Origin of the sequence: Paraburkholderia tropica (assembly GCF_900109265.1) — a bacterium.
GTDB classification, from domain to species: domain Bacteria; phylum Pseudomonadota; class Gammaproteobacteria; order Burkholderiales; family Burkholderiaceae; genus Paraburkholderia; species Paraburkholderia tropica.
Map to the genome: position 1 here is coordinate 1 of NZ_FNZM01000010.1, position 17,994 is coordinate 17,994.

Consider the following 17,994-nt stretch of genomic DNA (forward strand, 5'->3'; position numbering starts at 1 on the left):
ATCCGAAATCGAGTGGTTAAGCGACAACGGCTCGGGCTACACGTCGGACGATACGCGCCGGTTTGCAGCCAAAATCGGGCTGAAGCCATTGACCACGCCGGTGCGCAGCCCACAAAGTAACGGCATGGCCGAGAGCTTCGTAAAGACGATGAAACGCGATTACGTCGCCTTCATGCCGAAACCGGATGCAGCAACCGCAGCAAGTAACCTGGCCATCGCATTCGAGCATTACAACGAGAAGCATCCCCATAGCGCGTTGAAGTACCGCTCACCACGAGCGTTTCGGCGCACGACGGAATCAGCAACCTTAGTGTGAAGCTGTGTCCGGGATTACAGGGGCAACTCCAATCGCAAATTCTCGGTCACGTTGGTAACGGATGCGCCACTGCACACGCCCTGTACGGAATATTCGAACGTGCGCGTCGTGCAGTTGGGCACGGTGCGCAGCGCGCTGTGCTCGATACCACGTGCCAAACTCGTCTGGTGCCATTGGCTGCGGCTTGTTTTCACGCCAAGCAGCGGCCCTAGCCATACGCTCACTCTTTGGCACGTACTTGATATCTGGATTCGTTTCGCCTATCCGGCGGCGATACTCAGCTTTTTTGGCTGGGTTGCGTGGGCCGCGTCGTCGCTGCTCTGAGCGCATGCAGGCTTTGCACTTAGTGCGAGGGCGGCCGTAGCGCCTATCTGCGTAGAATTCTTGTTGGTGCTTCTGCTCAAGACATCCAGAACATCTCCGCAACGCCAGCGGAGTGCTCCCGAGAGCAACCTCATTTACGGTTGCGCAATCCTGCAGGTGGCAACCGCGTGTGCCATGAGGGTTAGCGAAATCGGAAGGCGGAATCTGGTAAGCGCTGCACGCCGATTATCCCCTTTTCCCTCGCCCTCCATAAATCGAAAGCTGTTTGTAACGAAATCCACTGGTCTGCCGTGCCGCCGCCGGGGATATTACGTAGCCATTTTTCGATACGTATGGCCATCTCACACGAGAGCGTTGTTCGTTCGTGGATCACGTGGGCTAATCGAGAACGACTGACGCTGAGTTCATCTGCCGCCGTGGCGATTGAATGACCGAGCGCGGGCAAGACGTGCTCGCGAAGAATCTCGCCGGGGTGGAGTGGTGGGCTCGTCCGAATTGACATGATTCGCGCAGTAGGATGAGTAATTGCCATGGTACACAAGACTTTTACGGTATCGCCTTTGTATGTCCGAGAGATGCATCTCCGCGCCGCATCGGCGTCTGTCGCATAAGTTGCTGAGCCGAGGCGCAATGCTGCGCTGACGACATCTACGGGGCGTGTTCATGCGGAGGACAATATCACGCAGTTCTGTCGTCGCGGCTTTGCATGTTGACGATGATCGACATATCGTTGAGAACGATCAGCGCCTCCGGCGCAGGAGATATTCTAAGTTCGCGGCGGCTTTCGCGTGTTCTGCGTGCGCATCTCTGGCGACTTTGCGGGCGTGGCCCCGCGCGGAAGCTATAGACGCTGGAACTCTAGCGATCTTTGCGCACATGATTGCCCCCGCTGACTTGCTTTTTGACGCGGTGGTGGATTAGGTAGCCGCATTCGCGAATTCGCTGTGGTTTTCTAGGGGTAGCTATTCGGCGCCCTGCCCTTAAACCGCACCCGTTAGATTTTCCGCCAGAACTCTCGCTGCCACCGACGTCCCGCAAAGCGACCGATGTTGCGTTGTTTTAAGTAGCCGCATGGTGTCTAATGGAAACATGGCAAGCGGCGGTTCCGGGCTGTTCTCGAACAAGCGCCTGTCATTGTGAGATATACCGAAGTTTTTAAAATTTAGTCAGAAAAGAGAAATATAAAATGATGATTACGGGTCATATGAATTATTTTAGTATTAATGAATGCGGATTATATAAGCATCAAGATGCTAAAATTTACGGGTTGGATGTTAAAGAATGTTTTGATCGAATTGGCGCATGGCTTGCCACTACCTCGTTATCAGATACCTTGCCATGGAATGAGAAATTTAGAAAGGGATCTAATTGCTATTGCAACGACATCTTCATTTCTGAGGAGACCGGAGATGTGGTTTTGGTCTTGTGGAAGTCGGAAGCTGGTGGCAATGGCACGATTTATGGTGCGCAAGAGGATGCGATAACGGGTTCGGGTAAGGTGGTTGAATATACTGCTAATCACAAGGGTTCCAAAGTAATTTGGGGGCGTCCATGCTATTATTGGATTATTCCGTCTTTGAATTTAGTTGTGTCGATTAAATTTGAGCACTCCGTTACGGATTCGCAATTATTTCAGGACTGGGTGCGTGAGGCAATCACAAACAAGGTAAAACATCCAAATAAGCTGAAGGAGACCACCCCGGGTGGGCAGATCCGATTGAGCTTCACTGATGGAACGCAATCCTCAGAGCAACGCTATCGTTTTGGGTTCGATGTCAGTCTGAAAACAATGAATACTGCGGACGGGAAATTAGACGAGCTTGCGCAAAAAATCACTCATGTGATAAGGCGAGAGACCATTTCTTTTTCCACGGCGGATGACAGCGCCGAGTGGGTGCGTGTGTTTAATAAGACGCTCCCCTTTCTGAAGACGCAACCGAAATCAACGACGAGACAGATTGAAGTTCGAGCGGAAGCGCGTCCCACCCCTGAGCAGCTGAAGCGGATTGTCGAAGAGTACGCAAAAGACAACAGAAAACCGAGTGAATGGGATAACGTTGGTTTTTCAACGAATGAAAAAACGACTGTTTGGGTTGATAGATATCGCTTAAAGCATGATATAAATTTCGATCAAAAAGAGAAGGGTGCTATTAGCGCGGTAAAGCTGTACGAGCAATTGCTGCAACGGCGAGATTATTATCTTGAGCCGGCCATTGATCCGATAAAATCTGAGAATAATATTAACCAAAAGACAGGAACCTAGGATGATTTTGCGTGCTATTATTTATGGCGCTGTAATCGTTGCATCCTATTTGTTAGGTTGGCATTTTAATGTCGATTATTCTATTGGTGATTTCAAGAATTTTACAGACTCGTTGTTGGCGGTTGCGGGAATGGTATTTACGCTGATGGGTATTTGGATCGCAATTATTTATCCTAATGCACTGCAAAGATTTGTAAATCCAACTACGGTCGCTTCCGCTGATTTTACTGCTGATTTAAGTGATACTCGACGCTTGGAGGCATTGGTCGCGGGGGTGCTAAAGTCGGCTCTGGCAGTAATGTTTGTATTGATTACATACATGCTGAAATTCGTGTTATCTAAAACACAGCTTTATAGTGATCACATAGCGTCGCTGAAATGGGCCGCATTGTCACTCGCGGTGGCGCTCTCGATTTTGCAGCTTGAGGCTATTTTTCGAGTCGCAGTTGCAAACATAATGTTCATCAACGATTTACATTCGAAGCGTCGAGAGCGGCAGGTAGATAACTCATATTAAACGAACCGCGCGCGATGCCGAGGAGGGCATGTTCGCCCCTCCAGCTTCTTGTTCCAAATGACACCGCCTGCTCCGATAGACTGACAACCAAAGAGGCAGACCGACAAGGTTGCTGTCTTGTCCGGGGCAGGAGGTGGCAATCCCCTAGCCTAGATACCTTACTGGATCAGTGTGCCGCCAGCGGGAGATGCCTTTGCTTCCGGTGCCGGGATTTGCCAGCGGCGGCTTTATAAGTAGTCGAATTGGCGCGCGACGAAGAACATCAATCAACGTGCTCGGATTAGGGAGCCCTAGCGGTCGATGCCTGCGCAGCGCAAGCAGGAAACCCACTTCGCGCTTAAGCCTGTCAAGCGGAAAGAAAAAACCCCCGCCGGAGCGGGGTCGGTAGCCCCGCGCAAAGCGGGGATCGGGGCAACGCTCTACTTAGCGGGTCTATCTAACGAGAGACCAGATTTCGAGCGCAATCCCAACGACATGGATAGCCATGTCAAGGATAACGAGAATCATTTTTTCTCACTCCTCTTGGCGCGAACATCCCATAAGTCACGTGGATCCCATCAAATTACTCAGGGCGTGCGAACGGTCTCTGTTCACGGTGAGGTGCATTCGTAGTTCATTGTCGGGAGATTGTCGATTTAAGGTACACCCTAACCGGACTGTCAGGAGAGGCCGGAAATGTGTCAGATTAGAGTTGTTTTGGGATTTCTTTACACGCCAGCAAAAAGGGTCTATAACCTATCCTGACACTTTGAACAGGACAGAGCATGACCAAAGAACACAAAGGCCAGCGGGTCGGGTACATCCGGGTATCGAGCGTTGACCAGAACACGGAACGCCAGCTCGAAGGGATCACGGTCGATCGGATGTTCGAGGACAAAGCGAGCGGCAAGGATACGAACCGCCCGCAGTTGCAGGCCGCGCTTGAGTACGTCCGCAAAGACGACACGCTGGTTGTGCATTCGATGGACCGCCTGGCCCGGAACACCGAGGACCTGTTGCGCACCGTGCGCGAGCTGAAGGCCAAGGGTGTAGCGGTCGAGTTCATCAAGCCGCCCTTGCGATTCGCGGCAGGCACCGATAGCCCGATGGACGACATGATGATGACGATGTTGGGCGGGTTCGCTCAGTTCGAACGCGCCATGATCCGTGAGCGTCAGCAAGAAGGCATCGAGGCGGCGAAAAAGCGAGGCGTGTACAAGGGCCGCAAACCCGCGTTGACCCCGGAACAGGTGGCCGAATTGCGGAAGCGCGCCGCCGCAGGCGAGCAGAAAACCGCGCTGGCGAAGGAATACGGAATCAGCCGCGAGACGCTGTATCAGCAAATCAAAGCCGACTGACCCGGAACGGCCCAAAAGGGCTGCAATCCTTCCCATAGAGTAAGGAGTGCAAAGGAAATGAAACATTACGATGAGGCCGTTTGGGAGATGCTCGATCCTGACGCGGATTGGCCGACGCCCCCGAAGACATCAACCCGGAGTACGGCGGCCCGGAGAGGTATTTTGATGAGTGGATTCGCGAGGAAATCCACCATGCGCGCCAAGCCCTTGATGCAATGAAAGCCCGCTGGCAGGCGGGGGAGGGGGCCATCGAGCAGCTACAAGAGGCGCTTATGGGGCTTGAAATCGCGGCCAAGGGGCAGGGGTTGCTGGCGCAAGCGAGGCTGGCGGACGCGATGACCGGCGGGTAAGCTTGCTGCGGGCGCGGTTTTGGCGAGCCGCTTTTAGCAACCACATGAGAGACAACGAGTAACGCGATTAGGAAATACCACGTAATGCAGAAAGTAGTAGTTGATGCAGCCCCGAGTAGACAGCAGCAGTACGCCGAGACATTAGCCCACGCAATGCTGGCGGAGGATTCAGGGCTGTTCCTGTACCAAGGCCAGCCGCACCGGATGCTTGCCGCAAACTTTCTTGGTGAACCAGAGTTTGAGGCCATGAGCGCGCGGACGCTCGCGCAGGCGTTCGCAGCAGATGAGTCGGTTGTGGCAGTTGGCGCGCGTGGCGTGAAGGCCGTGCCGGAGAAGCTGGTGCAGCGCGCAAGCGAACTGTTCGCCAAGGGCGCGGCGAGGCGGGGCAAAGAAGTGGCAGCGGTCGTAAGGTTCCCGGTTATGGTTCGCCGGGATGGATGGCAGGCCATGCGTGACATTGCGCCGGGTGTTCGCGATGGGGTGGCGATGATCCCCAGCGAGTGCGCCGAGTCCCCGCCAGTAGTTTCCAGCGACGCCGAGTTTCGTGAGCAGGTTGGCCGATTGATGGCCCCGCTTGAGGAGTTCGCGTTTATGGATGCCCGGCACAAGGCGCTTGCGCTTGCTGCGATGCTGACGGCGGCGAATCGGGCAACGTTGCGCACCGCCCCCTGCGTTGTTATCGAAGCGCCCCAGCCGCGTTCAGGCAAGACACTGCTTGCGGAGACGATTTGCGCGATGGTGCCGCAGCGCGAGGACGTTGACCGCTGCGCGGGAACGGCAGCGGCGACGGACGAGGAACTGGACAAGCGAATCATGGCGAACGCCCGCCAGCCCGTAATGCTGATCGACAATTTGCGGCGGCGGCTTGCTTCGCAGGCGCTGGAGGCGATGCTGACGGCGGGGCACGTTGACGTGCGGGAGGCTGGTCAATGGAAGGAAACCGAGCAGGTAGTAACCCGTGCGTTGCTGGCGGTTACGGGCAACAACATTGATATCAGCGATGATATGCGCCGTCGTGCGCTGAATATCCGGCTGCTAGGCGAAATGAACCCGCAGGACAAGCCGCATTCGTTCGACCCGCTGGAACGCGTGCGGGAGCAGCGGGGAGCGTTTGCTGGGGCGGCGGTTGCGATTCTGGAGTACGCGCAGGGTCGCGAAGGCCGCCAGCAAGAGCAATGGCTGCGGGACGTGTCACCGGATTTTGCGGACCTGATTGCGCCCGCTGTGCGGCTCGCGTGCCGCTTGATGCCGGAGACGTTCGAATGGCCGCGCGCGGTTGTAGACGAGGCTTTGTCACCAGGAGGTGACGCGGAGACGGTGCGCAGCGTGATTGAAGCCGCCATAGCCGTGCCTGAGATTGCCGACAGGATGGCCACAGGGATGCTGAATCGTGAGCTTCTAGACGACCCGCAGATAGAGCAGGCCGACGTACTGCACGCGCTTCGGGAGGTCGTGGAGGGCCGTGTACGAGGCTCACGGGCTTGGAATGCCCGGAATCTTGGGACGGCGCTCAGGCAGGTTATGGACGTGCCGTGCGACCTTGGCTGTCTGACGAAGACGAAGAAGCGAAAGAGCACAGCGCATGACAGCGGCGCGCAGAAGTGGCAGATGGTACTCACGGACGCCGGCAAAGCCGCGCTTGAAATGCGTAGGGCAGAGTTGCAGGCGGAGCAAGAGGCGGAGAGTCGCGCGATGCTGGCGGCTATGCGGAGCAAGGTCGTACCGCTCGCTAAAGCGAATTAGTAGAAGTGTAGGAAGAATTGCGGGGGCGGGCGCTTTCATCACGTTGTAACGCCCGCCAGTAAAGACTTTTGCCGCCCCCCACATCTTTGAAGGGGCGATATCGGAATATGAGAGCAAGACGAAGTTTTAACGTTGACGAAGCGTTGGCGGAATGCCAGGTTGATCCAGATGCGGCGTTGGCGGAGTTGACGGCGGAGGCGGAACGCGCATCGAAGCCCAAGCGGCCAATGATTGGCTTACGGGGTGACACCGAGGCCAAGCGCGCGCTTAGAGAGGCGCGGGCCAAGCTGTCGGGGCTGCGATGCCCTGTGTGCGGAGGGCCGCCCGCAGTGCAGGATCATTGCCACGGAACGGGGATGACGCGAGGCGTGCTATGCCGCCCGTGCAATGGTGCAGAGGGGCATCTGGCGAAAGGCGATACTCAGGACGCAATCTGGCACCGCGCGAAGTACGGCGGCTTGCCGGCGGGCTGGCTGGCCAGAATGGAGGACTACCTGAGGTTCTGGAAGCGCCCGTGCGAGGTCTTAGGGGGCATCATGGATCGCTACGGAGCGCTAGACGCAACACCCGCGCAACAGGTGCCAGACGACATGCCGCGCGAGGTTCTGGAGGCTCTTGTGCAGCTCAGTGAAGAACTTTCAGGCGATCCCGCCAAGGTGCGCCCAGCGGCTTGGGAGGACGAATGGGCCAGAATTTACGCCAGCCTAGGCCAGAGGCTCTGCTGGAAACAGGGCGCGATAGCGGTATCTATGCTGATCCTGGCTATCGAGTGGGGGGCAAAGCTGCGGCTTTTGGACAAAGCTGAGGCCGACGAGGCGGCGGCAAGTTGGGATCGGCCGGAGACGCAAGAATATGTGCGTAGTGGATTGCCTCTTATTGCTGTACGCTTCCAATAGATTCATTTAGAGGCTAGGGGTCACAGCGGTGAAGGGCTGTCTTCCTTTGCCGAACTGTGACACCGGCCTGTTACACCGGCAACGCACTGTTTTTGTAAATTATTGATTTATTTTGGTATTTTTGGGTGCGCCCGGGGTTCAAATCCTCTCGCCCCGACCAGGAAGTTGAAAAAGGACTTACGGTGAAAACCGTAGGTCCTTTTTCTTTTGGCGCGCGGTTTTCGCGATGACGATGTGCGCAAGAGATATGCGCAAGAATCGGCTGTTAATTTTTCTCACATATCGGTGAGAATGATTCGCTATGAGGGACCTGTCCGGACCCTTACGATTAGCGCATCGCGCGCGACGCCTGGTCGCAGCGCAACCGCACATCATCGACCTCGCTGCCTCCATGAATCCGATCGAACTCGCCCAGCTCGTCTTTCTCGCCGCATTGTGGGGCGGCTCATTTCTCTTTATCCGCGTCGGCGTGACGGATCTCGGTGTGGCGCCGCTGATGGCGCTGCGCGTGGGGATCGGCGCGCTGTTTCTGCTGCTCGTGCTGTTCTCGCGACGCTCGCCGCGCGAGGCGCTCGGCGCGCTGCGCGAGCGCGCCTGGCCGCTGCTTGTGGTCGGCTTCTTCAATTCGGCGGCGCCGTTCTGCCTGTTCGCATGGGCCGAGCTGACGCTCTCCGCAGGTGTGACTTCGGTGATCAACGCGACCACGCCGCTGTTTGGCGCGATCGTCGCGTACTTCTGGCTGAAGGATCGTTTGAGCGGTTTGCGCGTGGCCGGACTCGTGATCGGTTTCCTCGGCGTGCTCGCGCTGGTCTGGGACCAGATCGTCACGCATGCGGGCGATGGCGCGAGCACGACGTCGACGCTGCTCGCGGCGGGTGCGGCGCTGACCGCGTCGGCGCTCTACGGCGTGGCGGCGAGCTATACGAAGCGCCACCTCACGGGCGTCGATCCGCTCACGGTGGCGGCCGGCACGATGACGGCCGCCACGCTCATCCTCACGCCGTTCGCGATTGCCACCTGGCCGCATGCGGCCGTGTCGATGCACGCGTGGGGCGCGACGCTCGGCCTCGGCGTCGCCTGCACGGGCCTCGCGTATCTGCTGTTCTTCCGTTTGATCGCGGCGATCGGTCCGGCGCGCACGATCACCGTCACGTTCGTGATTCCGGTGTTCGGCATTCTGTGGGGCGCGCTGTTTCTCGGCGAGCACGTGTCGATCGGCATGGTCGAGGCGTGCGTGGCGATTCTCTGCGGCACCGCGCTCGCCACCGGATTCATCAAGCGTCTGCCCGGCATGGGCGCGCGCGAGCATCGCGCCAGCGCGAAGCACTAGCCACCAGCCGCTCGCGCACGCCCAGGTTTCTCCGTTCTCGATGATCGTTGCGTTCGCAACTATCATCGTTCTTCTGCTGGATCGTTCCGCGGCACCCGCCGCGACGATCCGCGTTTCACATCTCCACGCTCATCCCGTCAAGCCGTTCGCTGAATGCGAGGCCGTCCCGGTCGACCTGCGCGCACCGCTTGCAGGCGCCATGAATATCGCTGAAAGCATTCAGTCAGCGTGTGCATGATTGCGCGCGCTCGCTGTGAGCACGATCATAAATTCGCGACTAAACTGGCGACACTGCGCAGAAAGTTCATTTGCAAACGACCGAACTTGCGCGCAGCGATGGGCTCAAGCCAGTTCACAGGGCGACGACGTTCGCATCCTCGCGCGGGGATCGGGCAGACGTCAGCGCCGGAAGTCAGCGGTTCAGGGAGAGCGGGCCGGATATGGCCGCGTCGTGAAGTGTCGTTCCTTGTCGGGGATGTTCATGACAGCAAGAAAATCGGTGCGGGCGGGCCGCCTGCTCAGGGGCCTGTGCGCCGCGCTACTCGCTGCCGGCGCAGCCAGTGCGCATGCCGACCAGTTCGGCATTCAGATCGGCCCGGGCGTGGCGGATCACGATGTCAAGAAGCTCGACTTCGGGCTCGTCTGGGACCCCGGCTTGCAGTGGTGGCACATCGCGGGCTTTCACTTCACGGTGGTCGGCGAGTTTCACGCGGCCTACTGGCACCTGAGCGAGACCGCGGCCACGCAGCCGACCATCTGGGAATTCGGCGTGACGCCGGTTTTCCGCATCATCAAGGACACCGGCTGGATCCGTCCGTACTTCGAGGCGGGCGTGGGCGTGCGCATGCTCACGCACGTCGAGCTGACGCCGGACCGCACGCTGTCGTCGGCCTTCCAGTTCGCGGATATGCTCGGCGTCGGCGCACAGTTCGGCGCGCACCAGAACTACCAGGCGGGCGTGCGCTTCCAGCACATCTCGAACGCCGATATCAAGACGCCGAATCCCGGACTCAACTTCACCTGGGTCTACGTGCAGTACAACTTCTGAACGCTGTTCCGCTTTCCCGCCTTGCCTCGCGCATGCCGCTGCGGCGCGCCACTGCGCCGCGCCGGCGGCGCTTTCACGCCACTACCCGTTACACTATGGTCCATGATGCAGTGCACCACGCGCGCTGCATTGCCGGTTTTTTTCCATAGCGATGCGCCGGCGTCGCGGACAAGGAGTGAGGAGCAGGCATGGCAATCGAAACGGTAGGGATTGTGGGAGCGGGCACCATGGGCAACGGCATCGCGCAGGCGGTGGCCGTGGCCGGACTCAAGGCGCTGATGATCGACGTGAACGACGCGGCGCTCGCCAAAGGCGTGGCCACGCTCACGCACAGCCTCGAGCGGCTCGTCTCGAAGGGCAAGCTGGACGCGGGCGTGCGCGACGCCGCGCTCAAGCGCATCGAAACCTCCACCGACTATCAGCGCCTCGCGAGCGCCGACCTCGTGATCGAGGCGGCCACCGAGAACGCCGAGCTCAAGACGCGCATCCTCAAGCAGATCGAGAGCGCCGCGCGCGCCGACGCGGTCATCGCCTCGAATACCTCGTCGATTTCGATCACCGCGCTGGCGACCACGCTCGCCGACCCGTCGCGCTTCATCGGCATGCACTTCTTCAATCCGGTGCCGATGATGCCGCTCGTCGAAGTGATCCGCGGTCTGCAGACGAGCCCGGCCGTGGCCGAGTCGGTGCGCGAGCTGGCGCAGCGTCTGGGCAAGACGCCCATCGGCGTGAAGAACGCGCCGGGCTTCGTGGTCAACCGCATTCTCGTGCCGATGATCAACGAGGCGTTCTTCGTGCTCGCCGAAGGCATCGCGAGCGCCGAGGAAATCGACGCGGGCATGAAGCTGGGCGCGAATCATCCGATCGGGCCGCTCGCGCTCGCGGACCTGATCGGCCTCGACGTCTGTCTTTCGGTGATGGACGTGTTCCTCAAGGACTTCGGCGACTCGAAGTATCGCGCCTGTCCGCTGCTGCGCGAGATGGTGGCGGCGGGGCAACTGGGCCGCAAGACGGGCCGCGGCGTGTACAGCTACGACAAGGTTTCGTGAGCGCGCTTCTTGCTGCTTGAGCCAAACGGTGCATCGCGATTCGTCACGATGCACCGCAGCGTTGTGTCTCGTGCGCGCGTCAGGCGCGCACGCGCACACCGTACTGCGTGATCTGGCGATACGTGTCGCCGGGACGCAGCACCGTTGCTTCAGCCAGCGGCGCTTCCATGTTGATCTGATTCGGGAAGCCGCCCGCTTCGAGGCACAGCCCCGCATGGCGCACGCACGGCGCGCCGTGACGGCCGGGCTGGCCTTCCAGATAATTCCCCGTGTAGCACTGCAGGCCGCGCTGATCGGTTGCGACCGTCATTTCACGTCCGCTGGCCGGCTCGTAGACGCTCGCCACCCGGCGCACCGCGTTCGCGGGGTGCTCGCGCAGCACATAGCAATGATCGAAGCCGCGTGCGCGCGCCAGTTGCGCGTCGGGCCAGTCGAGCCGCGCGCCGAGCGGCGCGCCCTGGCGAAAGTCGAAGGCGGTGCCCGAGACGTCGGCGACGCCGGTCGGAATCATCTGCGGATCGACTTCGAGCACACTGTCCGCGTCGATCGTGAGGATATGGCCGCGCACGTCCGCGCCCGCTTCGCCGCTCAGATTGAAGTAGCCGTGGCTCGTGAGATTGAGCGGCGTGGGGGCGTCCGTCACGCCTTCGTATTCGATCGTCAGCGTGCCTTCGTCGTCGAGCGCGTAGCGCACCTGCACGCTCACGTTGCCCGGAAAGCCGCCGTCGCCTTCGGGCGAGTCGAGCCGCATCAGCAGCGCGCCGCGATCCTCTTCGACTTCCCACAACTGGCGATGAAAACCGTTCGCGCCGCCGTGCAGCAGGTTGCCGTTTTCGTTGCGGTCGAGCGCGTAGTCGATGCCGTCGAGCGTGAAGCGCGCGCCCGCGATGCGGTTCGCCCAGCGCCCGACCAGCGCGCCCATATAGGTGCTCGCGGCCTCGTAGTCGGCGGGCGTGTCGTGGCCGAGCAGGATTTCGCCGAGCCGGCCGGCGCGGTCGGGCGCGAGCCAGGAGACGAGCGTCGCGCCGAAGTCGCTGATCGTCACTTTCATGCCCTGGGCGTTGCGCAGCGTGTAGAGCCGGCAGACGTCGCCGCCGGGCAGCGTGCCCCAGGATTCCGGATTCAGTTGGACGAGACTGTTCATGTGACGAAGTGGTGGTGGTCGAGGCGGGCGGGCCGCAATCAGCCCGCGGAATGCGTTGAAGGAGCGGCCGCCGACGCCGTGACGGCAACGGTCGGCGTCACGCTGTCCTGATACTCGCGCGGTGTGCAGCCGAGCTCGCGCCGGAACACCGCGTACATATATTGCAGCGAAGTGAAGCCGCAGCGGATCGCCACTTCGGCGCTCGCTGCGTCGCGGCTCGCGAGCAGGGCTTTCGCGGCGTCGAGCTTGTGGCGCAGGATTTCCTGGTGGACGGTGCAATGCAGTTCGCGCCGGAAATACTCTTCGAGCGACGAGCGCGACACGCCCACGTAATCGGCGACCTGTTCGGTCTTGATGCCCTGGCACGCGTACTGGCGGATGAAGTGGCGCGCGCGCATGACGTGCGGGCTCGACAGCGGCTCATGGCGCGTCGATTCGAGCACGTTGATGCCGACGGGCGGCACCAGAATGCGCCGCCCCGGAAAGCGCGCGCCGCCCAGCATCTGATGCAGCATGTGCGCGGCGGTCTTGCCCATTTCCTCGGTGCCCTGAATCACGGACGACAGCGGAATGCGCGTGAGCGTGCGCGTGAGCGGATCGTTGTCGATGCCGATGATCGCCACCTGCTCGGGCACCGCGATGCCATGCATCAGGCACGCCTGCAGCAACTGACGCGCGCGCGCGTCGGTCACGGCGATCACGCCGACCGGTTTGGGCAGCGCATCGAGCCAGACGCCCAGTTGTTCGGAAGCCTGATTCCACGACGGCGCGCTGGTCGCGAGACCGCGATAGACCGGCGCATCGACGCCTTCGTCGCGGGCGAGCGCCTGAAACGCGAGTTCGCGCTCCTGCGCCCAGCGGTTTTCCTGCGCGACGGGCAGGCTGTACATCGCCAGATGCGGCAGCCCGGCGCCGATCAGATGCGTCCACGCGAGCGAGACGAGCTTGCGGTTGTCGGTGGCGATATACGGCAGGTCGGCGGGATACTGCGCGGCGTCCTCGAACGACGAGCCCACGGCCACGACCGGCAGCGGGCAGCCTTGCAGCGCCTCGGCGACGGCCGGATCGTCGAAGTCGGCGATGATGCCGTCGCCCTCGAAGCGCTCGATGCCCGTGAGGCGGCAGCGGAAATCTTCCTCGAGAAACAGATCCCACGCCACGCGCGTCGAGCGCAGGTAATGGCCGATGCCCGCGATGATCTCGCGGTCGTACACCTTGTTCGCGTTGAAGAGCAGCGCGATCCGATGCGATGTCTGGGAAGCGGGGGCGCGGTTCATGGCGTGTCGCGGGCGTCTGCAAACCGGCGGTTCGCAGGCGCGGTTGTCTCCGTGTCGGGCGCGGCGCACGATGCGCGCGGCGCGGGCTGTTTTAAGTGTCCGGTTATTTTAGGCTCACTGCGGCGCGTGTGCGCGTACGCCGCGCTGCGCTGGCAGGAAACGTTACGCGGCTCGCGCAATTTCGCAATTGCCCGCCTTCGCGCCTCGCGGGCAGTATGGCGTCACATTGCAAGGCGCGTGCCGTTGCGCCGCAACATAACCGGAGACGCCATGTCGTATTTCGAAGCCATTCCCGCGATTCGTTACGAAGGTCCGCAATCGGATAATCCGCTTGCCTATCACCATTACGACCGCACGAAGAAGGTGCTCGGCAAGACGCTCGAAGAGCATTTGCGCATTGCCGCGTGTTACTGGCATTCGTTCGTGTGGCCGGGCGTCGATATCTTCGGGCAGGGCACGTTCAAACGTCCGTGGCAGCAACCGGGCGATGCAATGGAACGCGCGCATCAGAAAGCCGACGCCGCGTTCGAATTCTTCACGAAGCTCGGCGTGCCGTTCTACACCTTCCACGACACCGACGTGTCGCCCGAAGGCAAGGACCTGAAGGACTACACCGAAAACTTCGCGCGCATGGTCGATTACCTCGGCGCGAAGCAGCAGTCGAGCGGCATGAAGCTGTTGTGGGGCACGGCGAATCTGTTTTCGCATCCGCGCTATGCGGGCGGCGCGGCGACGAGCCCGAATCCGGAAGTGTTCGCTTATGCGGCGACGCAGGTGTGCCACGCGCTCGACGCCACGCACAAGCTCGGCGGCGAAAACTATGTGTTGTGGGGCGGTCGCGAAGGTTACGACACATTGCTGAACACCGATCTCGTACGTGAGCGCGAACAGTTCGCGCGCTTTCTTTCGATGGTGGTGGAGCACAAGGAGCGCATCGGCTTCAAGGGCGCGCTGCTGATCGAGCCGAAACCGCAGGAACCGACCAAGCATCAATACGATTACGACGTCGCGACCGTGCATGGCTTCCTCACACAGTACGGACTCCAGAATGAAATTCGCGTGAACATCGAGGCCAATCACGCGACGCTCGCGGGCCATTCGTTCCATCACGAAATCGCGATGGCCTACGCGCTCGGTATCTTCGGCAGCGTGGACGCCAATCGCGGCGATCCGCAAAACGGCTGGGACACCGACCAGTTTCCGAACAGCGTGGAAGAGCTGACGCTGGCGTTCTACGAGATTCTGCGCCACGGCGGCTTTACGACCGGCGGCATGAATTTCGACGCGAAGGTGCGCCGCCAGAGCAGCGATCCGGAAGATATGTTCTACGGTCACGTCGGCGCCATCGACGTGCTCGCGCTCGCACTCGAACGCGCCGCTGTGCTGGTCGAGAACGAACGCCTCGAACAGTTCAAGCGTCAGCGCTACGCGGGCTGGGACACGGAGTTCGGCCGGAAGATTCTCGCGGGCGGCTTCTCGCTGTCGTCGCTGGCGGCCGATGCGGCGGCGCACGGTGTCAATCCGCAGCATGCGAGCGGTCATCAGGAGCGCCTCGAAAACGTCGTGAATCAGGCGATTTACGGCCTGCGCTGAGCGCCCACGCGACTCGCGAAGTCGGTGCAGCAAGCGGACGCGCGCCTGCGGGCGCGCGCCGCCAGAATAAAGGATGGAGACAATGTTCATCGGTATCGACCTCGGCACCTCGGGCGTCAAGGCGGTGTTGCTCGATCGTGCGGGCGACGTGCTCGGCACGGCGAGCGCGCCGCTCACGGCAAGCCGTCCGCAGCCGCGCTGGTCCGAGCAGGCGCCGCAGGACTGGTGGCAGGCCACGCGCGCCGCGCTGGGCACGTTGCTCGACGAAGTGCGCCGCAACGGCATCGACACGGATCACATCGAAGCGCTCGGCCTGACGGGCCAGATGCACGGCGCGACGCTGCTCGACGCCAATGGCGAGGTGCTGCGTCCCGCGATTCTCTGGAACGACGGCCGCTCGGATGCCGAATGTCGCGAACTCGAACGCGCGGTGCCCGAGCTGCATGCGCTGGCGGGCAATCTGGCCATGCCGGGTTTCACAGCGCCCAAGCTGCTTTGGGTGCGCAGGCACGAGCCGGAGATCTTCGCGCGCATCGCGCACGTGTTGCTGCCGAAGGACTATTTGCGCTGGCTGCTGACGGGCGTGTTCGCGACCGATCCGTCCGACGCGGCGGGCACGCTCTGGCTCGACGTCGCGAAGCGCGACTATAGCGACACGCTCCTGTCCGCGTGCGGACTCACGCGCGCGCAGATGCCCCAGGTGGTCGAAGGCAATCAGGTGACGGGCAGGCTGCGTCCCGAGATTGCACAAGCCTTCGGTTTGCGCGAACTACCCGTGGTGGCGGGCGGCGGCGATAACGCGGCGGGCGCGGTCGGCGTGGGTATCGTGCGTCCCGGCGACGCGATGCTCTCGCTCGGCACCTCGGGCGTGTATTTCGCGGTCTCGGACGGCTTTCTCGCCAATCCCGATTCCGCCGTGCATAGCTTCTGCCACGCGCTGCCGCGCACCTGGCATCTGATGTCGGTGATGCTGAACGCGGCGAGCTGCCTCGACTTCACCGCGCAACTCACGCACTACGACAACGTGGCGGCAATGCTCGCCGACGCCGGGCAACACACGAACGCTGATCTCGACGCGCGCCGTCCGTGGTTTCTGCCGTATCTGAGCGGCGAACGCACGCCGCACAACAACGTCAACGCGAAGGGTGTGTTCTACGGCATGACGCCGCAAACGTCGCGCGCCGATCTCGCGAACGCGACGCTCGAAGGCGTGGGCTTCGCGCTGCTCGACGGCATGGATGCGCTGCACGCGGCGGGGCTCGTGCCCGAGACGATCACGGTGATCGGCGGCGGTTCGCGCAGCGCGTACTGGACGCAGATGCTCGCCGATATCAGCGGTCGCGCGCTCACCTTGCGTGCGGGCGGCGAAGTCGGTCCGGCATTGGGCGCGGCGCGGCTCGCGCAACTCGCACTCGAACCTGGCGCGGCGCTCGAAACGGTGTGTCCGCAACCACCCGTGCTCGCCGTGCGCGAGCCCGACGCCGCGCGTCATGCGTGGTATCGCGAGGCGCGTCGTCCGACGTTTCGCGCGCTCTACGCGGCGCTCGAACCGGTTTTCGCCACCGGCGCGTGAGACGCACCGGCGACGAAGCGTCCGCGCGGCCGACATAGCCGCGCGGTTTTCAGCAAGCAAGACCCGCAGTTGCAACGCCGGCAGTCACGTCGTATTTCGCGCAAGCATCGTGCGCGAGCACTTCATCATCAACTACAACGCCATGACGCGCCGTCGCCGCGCAGTGCGCAGCCGGCGCTCGTCATTACCAGGAGTGGAGACATGCAATTCGCCAAACGCCGTTCGGTTCTGGGGGCGCTCGTTTGCGGCGCCGTGCTCGCGAGTCTGTCGCTGGCCGCGCCGCTCGCGCATGCGAGCAAGGATCATCCGGAAATCGGTTTCTGTATCGACGATCTGCGCGTCGAGCGCTGGTCGCGCGATCGCGATTATTTCGTTGCAGCAGCGGAAAAACTCGGCGCGAAAGTGTCGGTGCAATCGGCGGACGCGAGCGAAGAACGCCAGATCTCGCAGATCGAGAATCTGATTTCGCGCGGCGTCGACGTGATCGTGATCGTGCCGTTCAATTCGAAAACGCTCGGCAACGTCGTGGCCGAAGCGAAGAAGGCGGGCATCAAGGTGGTGTCGTACGACCGTCTGATTCTCGACGCCAACATCGACGCCTATATCTCGTTCGACAACGAGAAGGTCGGCGAGCTGCAGGCGCAGGGCGTGTATAACGCGCAGCCGAAGGGCAACTACTTCCTGCTGGGCGGCGCGCCGACCGACAACAACGCGAAGATGCTGCGCGAAGGCCAGTTGAAGGTGCTCAAGCCCGCGATCGACCGCGGCGACATCAAGGTGGTCGGTCAGCAGTGGGTGCCGGAGTGGAGCGCGTCGACGGCGCTGCGCATCATGGAAGACGCGCTCACGGCGAATAACAACAAGATCGATGCGGTGGTCGCGTCGAACGACGGCACGGCGGGCGGCGCGATTCAGGCGCTGGCCGCGCAGCATCTCGCGGGCAAGGTGCCGGTCTCGGGTCAGGACGCGGATCTCGCGGCGGTCAAGCGTGTGGTGGCCGGTACGCAGACGATGACGGTCTACAAGCCGCTCAAGCTGATCGCGGGCGAAGCGGCCAAGCTCGCCGTCGATCTCGCGAAGGGCCAGAAGCCCGCTTATAACGCGCAATACGACAACGGCAAGAAGAAGGTCGACACGGTGCTGCTGCAACCGACGCTGCTCACCAAGAGCAACGTCGACGTGGTCGTGAAGGACGGCTTCTATACGCAGGCGCAACTGGCCAGCCAGTAAGCGT

At 61.4% G+C, this 17,994-nt stretch carries 17 protein-coding genes; 14 read left to right on the top strand and 3 right to left on the bottom strand.

Annotated elements, in window-relative coordinates; all coding sequences use genetic code 11:
* Positions 1-316 (top strand): integrase core domain-containing protein (locus tag BMY06_RS17520; protein WP_143064427.1); only part of this gene is annotated, 316 nt, incomplete at its 5' end.
* A 99-nt stretch (positions 317-415) separates the two neighbouring features.
* A complete protein-coding gene (locus BMY06_RS38755) occupies positions 416-640 on the top strand; it encodes a hypothetical protein (RefSeq protein ID WP_124263158.1) in 225 nt (74 codons plus the stop codon).
* Between the two features lie 181 nt (positions 641-821).
* Here the strand turns inward: BMY06_RS38755 and BMY06_RS17525 are convergent, their stop codons facing one another.
* Positions 822-1,172 carry a HigA family addiction module antitoxin gene (locus BMY06_RS17525; protein WP_313903856.1) on the bottom strand — a complete coding sequence of 117 codons (351 nt, stop codon included), beginning with the start codon at positions 1,170-1,172 and terminating at the stop codon, positions 822-824.
* A 654-nt stretch (positions 1,173-1,826) separates the two neighbouring features.
* Here BMY06_RS17525 and BMY06_RS38760 point away from each other — a divergent pair.
* From BMY06_RS38760 to BMY06_RS17570, 9 genes are all read left to right on the top strand, one after another.
* Entirely contained in the window at positions 1,827-2,903 is a 1,077-nt protein-coding gene (locus BMY06_RS38760) for a hypothetical protein (RefSeq protein ID WP_124263159.1), read from the top strand.
* A 1-nt stretch (position 2,904) separates the two neighbouring features.
* Positions 2,905-3,420 (top strand): hypothetical protein, encoded by a 516-nt coding sequence (locus BMY06_RS17535; RefSeq protein WP_074984360.1) that lies wholly within the window; start codon positions 2,905-2,907, stop codon positions 3,418-3,420.
* Positions 3,421-4,184: 764 nt separating this feature from the next.
* Complete coding sequence (locus tag BMY06_RS17540) at positions 4,185-4,757, top strand: recombinase family protein (RefSeq protein WP_074984362.1); 573 nt, start codon at positions 4,185-4,187, stop codon at positions 4,755-4,757.
* A gap of 107 nt (positions 4,758-4,864) precedes the next feature.
* Complete coding sequence (locus BMY06_RS17545) at positions 4,865-5,107, top strand: hypothetical protein (protein ID WP_074984363.1); 243 nt, start codon at positions 4,865-4,867, stop codon at positions 5,105-5,107.
* 84 nt (positions 5,108-5,191) lie between these two features.
* A complete protein-coding gene (locus BMY06_RS17550) occupies positions 5,192-6,850 on the top strand; it encodes a hypothetical protein (RefSeq protein WP_074984365.1) in 1,659 nt (552 codons plus the stop codon).
* A gap of 227 nt (positions 6,851-7,077) precedes the next feature.
* Positions 7,078-7,746 (top strand): endonuclease domain-containing protein, encoded by a 669-nt coding sequence (locus BMY06_RS17555; protein ID WP_074984366.1) that lies wholly within the window; start codon positions 7,078-7,080, stop codon positions 7,744-7,746.
* A 391-nt stretch (positions 7,747-8,137) separates the two neighbouring features.
* The gene (locus tag BMY06_RS17560; RefSeq protein WP_065060338.1) at positions 8,138-9,076 is read left to right on the top strand and encodes a DMT family transporter; all 939 of its coding nucleotides are present in this window, start codon (positions 8,138-8,140) and stop codon (positions 9,074-9,076) included.
* Between the two features lie 481 nt (positions 9,077-9,557).
* Positions 9,558-10,124: an acyloxyacyl hydrolase gene (locus BMY06_RS17565; RefSeq protein ID WP_074984566.1), complete on the top strand. Its 567-nt coding sequence runs from the start codon at positions 9,558-9,560 to the stop codon at positions 10,122-10,124.
* A gap of 188 nt (positions 10,125-10,312) precedes the next feature.
* A complete protein-coding gene (locus tag BMY06_RS17570) occupies positions 10,313-11,173 on the top strand; it encodes a 3-hydroxybutyryl-CoA dehydrogenase (protein WP_065060336.1) in 861 nt (286 codons plus the stop codon).
* Positions 11,174-11,252: 79 nt separating this feature from the next.
* On the opposite strand, the gene BMY06_RS17575 is transcribed toward BMY06_RS17570, so the two are convergent.
* Both BMY06_RS17575 and BMY06_RS17580 read right to left on the bottom strand, forming a co-directional pair.
* Complete coding sequence (locus BMY06_RS17575; RefSeq protein WP_074984368.1) at positions 11,253-12,317, bottom strand: aldose epimerase family protein; 1,065 nt, start codon at positions 12,315-12,317, stop codon at positions 11,253-11,255.
* A 38-nt stretch (positions 12,318-12,355) separates the two neighbouring features.
* Positions 12,356-13,594, bottom strand: coding sequence for a XylR family transcriptional regulator (locus BMY06_RS17580; RefSeq protein WP_074984369.1), 1,239 nt, complete (start codon positions 13,592-13,594; stop codon positions 12,356-12,358).
* A 270-nt stretch (positions 13,595-13,864) separates the two neighbouring features.
* On the opposite strand from BMY06_RS17580, the gene xylA reads away from it, so the two are divergent.
* The 3 genes from xylA (at position 13,865) to xylF (ending at position 17,990) form a co-directional block, all read left to right on the top strand.
* The gene (xylA, locus tag BMY06_RS17585; RefSeq protein ID WP_074984371.1) at positions 13,865-15,187 is read left to right on the top strand and encodes a xylose isomerase; all 1,323 of its coding nucleotides are present in this window, start codon (positions 13,865-13,867) and stop codon (positions 15,185-15,187) included.
* 82 nt (positions 15,188-15,269) lie between these two features.
* Positions 15,270-16,760: a xylulokinase gene (gene xylB / locus BMY06_RS17590; RefSeq protein ID WP_074984373.1), complete on the top strand. Its 1,491-nt coding sequence runs from the start codon at positions 15,270-15,272 to the stop codon at positions 16,758-16,760.
* 201 nt (positions 16,761-16,961) lie between these two features.
* The gene (gene xylF, locus BMY06_RS17595) at positions 16,962-17,990 is read left to right on the top strand and encodes a D-xylose ABC transporter substrate-binding protein (protein WP_065060332.1); all 1,029 of its coding nucleotides are present in this window, start codon (positions 16,962-16,964) and stop codon (positions 17,988-17,990) included.
* Positions 17,991-17,994: the final 4 nt, after the last annotated feature.

What these genes read in the sequence shown, in the direction of transcription:
- BMY06_RS17565 (WP_074984566.1), top strand. Translation starts at nt 9,558, where the DNA reads ATGACAGCAAGAAAATCGGTGCGGGCGGGCCGCCTGCTCAGGGGCCTG.
- BMY06_RS17580 (WP_074984369.1), bottom strand. Translation starts at nt 13,594, where the DNA reads ATGAACCGCGCCCCCGCTTCCCAGACATCGCATCGGATCGCGCTGCTC.
- BMY06_RS17560 (WP_065060338.1), top strand. Translation starts at nt 8,138, where the DNA reads ATGAATCCGATCGAACTCGCCCAGCTCGTCTTTCTCGCCGCATTGTGG.
- xylB (WP_074984373.1), top strand. Translation starts at nt 15,270, where the DNA reads ATGTTCATCGGTATCGACCTCGGCACCTCGGGCGTCAAGGCGGTGTTG.
- BMY06_RS17535 (WP_074984360.1), top strand. Translation starts at nt 2,905, where the DNA reads ATGATTTTGCGTGCTATTATTTATGGCGCTGTAATCGTTGCATCCTAT.
- BMY06_RS17525 (WP_313903856.1), bottom strand. Translation starts at nt 1,172, where the DNA reads ATGGCAATTACTCATCCTACTGCGCGAATCATGTCAATTCGGACGAGC.
- BMY06_RS17540 (WP_074984362.1), top strand. Translation starts at nt 4,185, where the DNA reads ATGACCAAAGAACACAAAGGCCAGCGGGTCGGGTACATCCGGGTATCG.
- BMY06_RS17575 (WP_074984368.1), bottom strand. Translation starts at nt 12,317, where the DNA reads ATGAACAGTCTCGTCCAACTGAATCCGGAATCCTGGGGCACGCTGCCC.
- BMY06_RS17550 (WP_074984365.1), top strand. Translation starts at nt 5,192, where the DNA reads ATGCAGAAAGTAGTAGTTGATGCAGCCCCGAGTAGACAGCAGCAGTAC.
- BMY06_RS17555 (WP_074984366.1), top strand. Translation starts at nt 7,078, where the DNA reads ATGATTGGCTTACGGGGTGACACCGAGGCCAAGCGCGCGCTTAGAGAG.
- BMY06_RS17570 (WP_065060336.1), top strand. Translation starts at nt 10,313, where the DNA reads ATGGCAATCGAAACGGTAGGGATTGTGGGAGCGGGCACCATGGGCAAC.
- xylA (WP_074984371.1), top strand. Translation starts at nt 13,865, where the DNA reads ATGTCGTATTTCGAAGCCATTCCCGCGATTCGTTACGAAGGTCCGCAA.
- xylF (WP_065060332.1), top strand. Translation starts at nt 16,962, where the DNA reads ATGCAATTCGCCAAACGCCGTTCGGTTCTGGGGGCGCTCGTTTGCGGC.
- BMY06_RS38760 (WP_124263159.1), top strand. Translation starts at nt 1,827, where the DNA reads ATGATGATTACGGGTCATATGAATTATTTTAGTATTAATGAATGCGGA.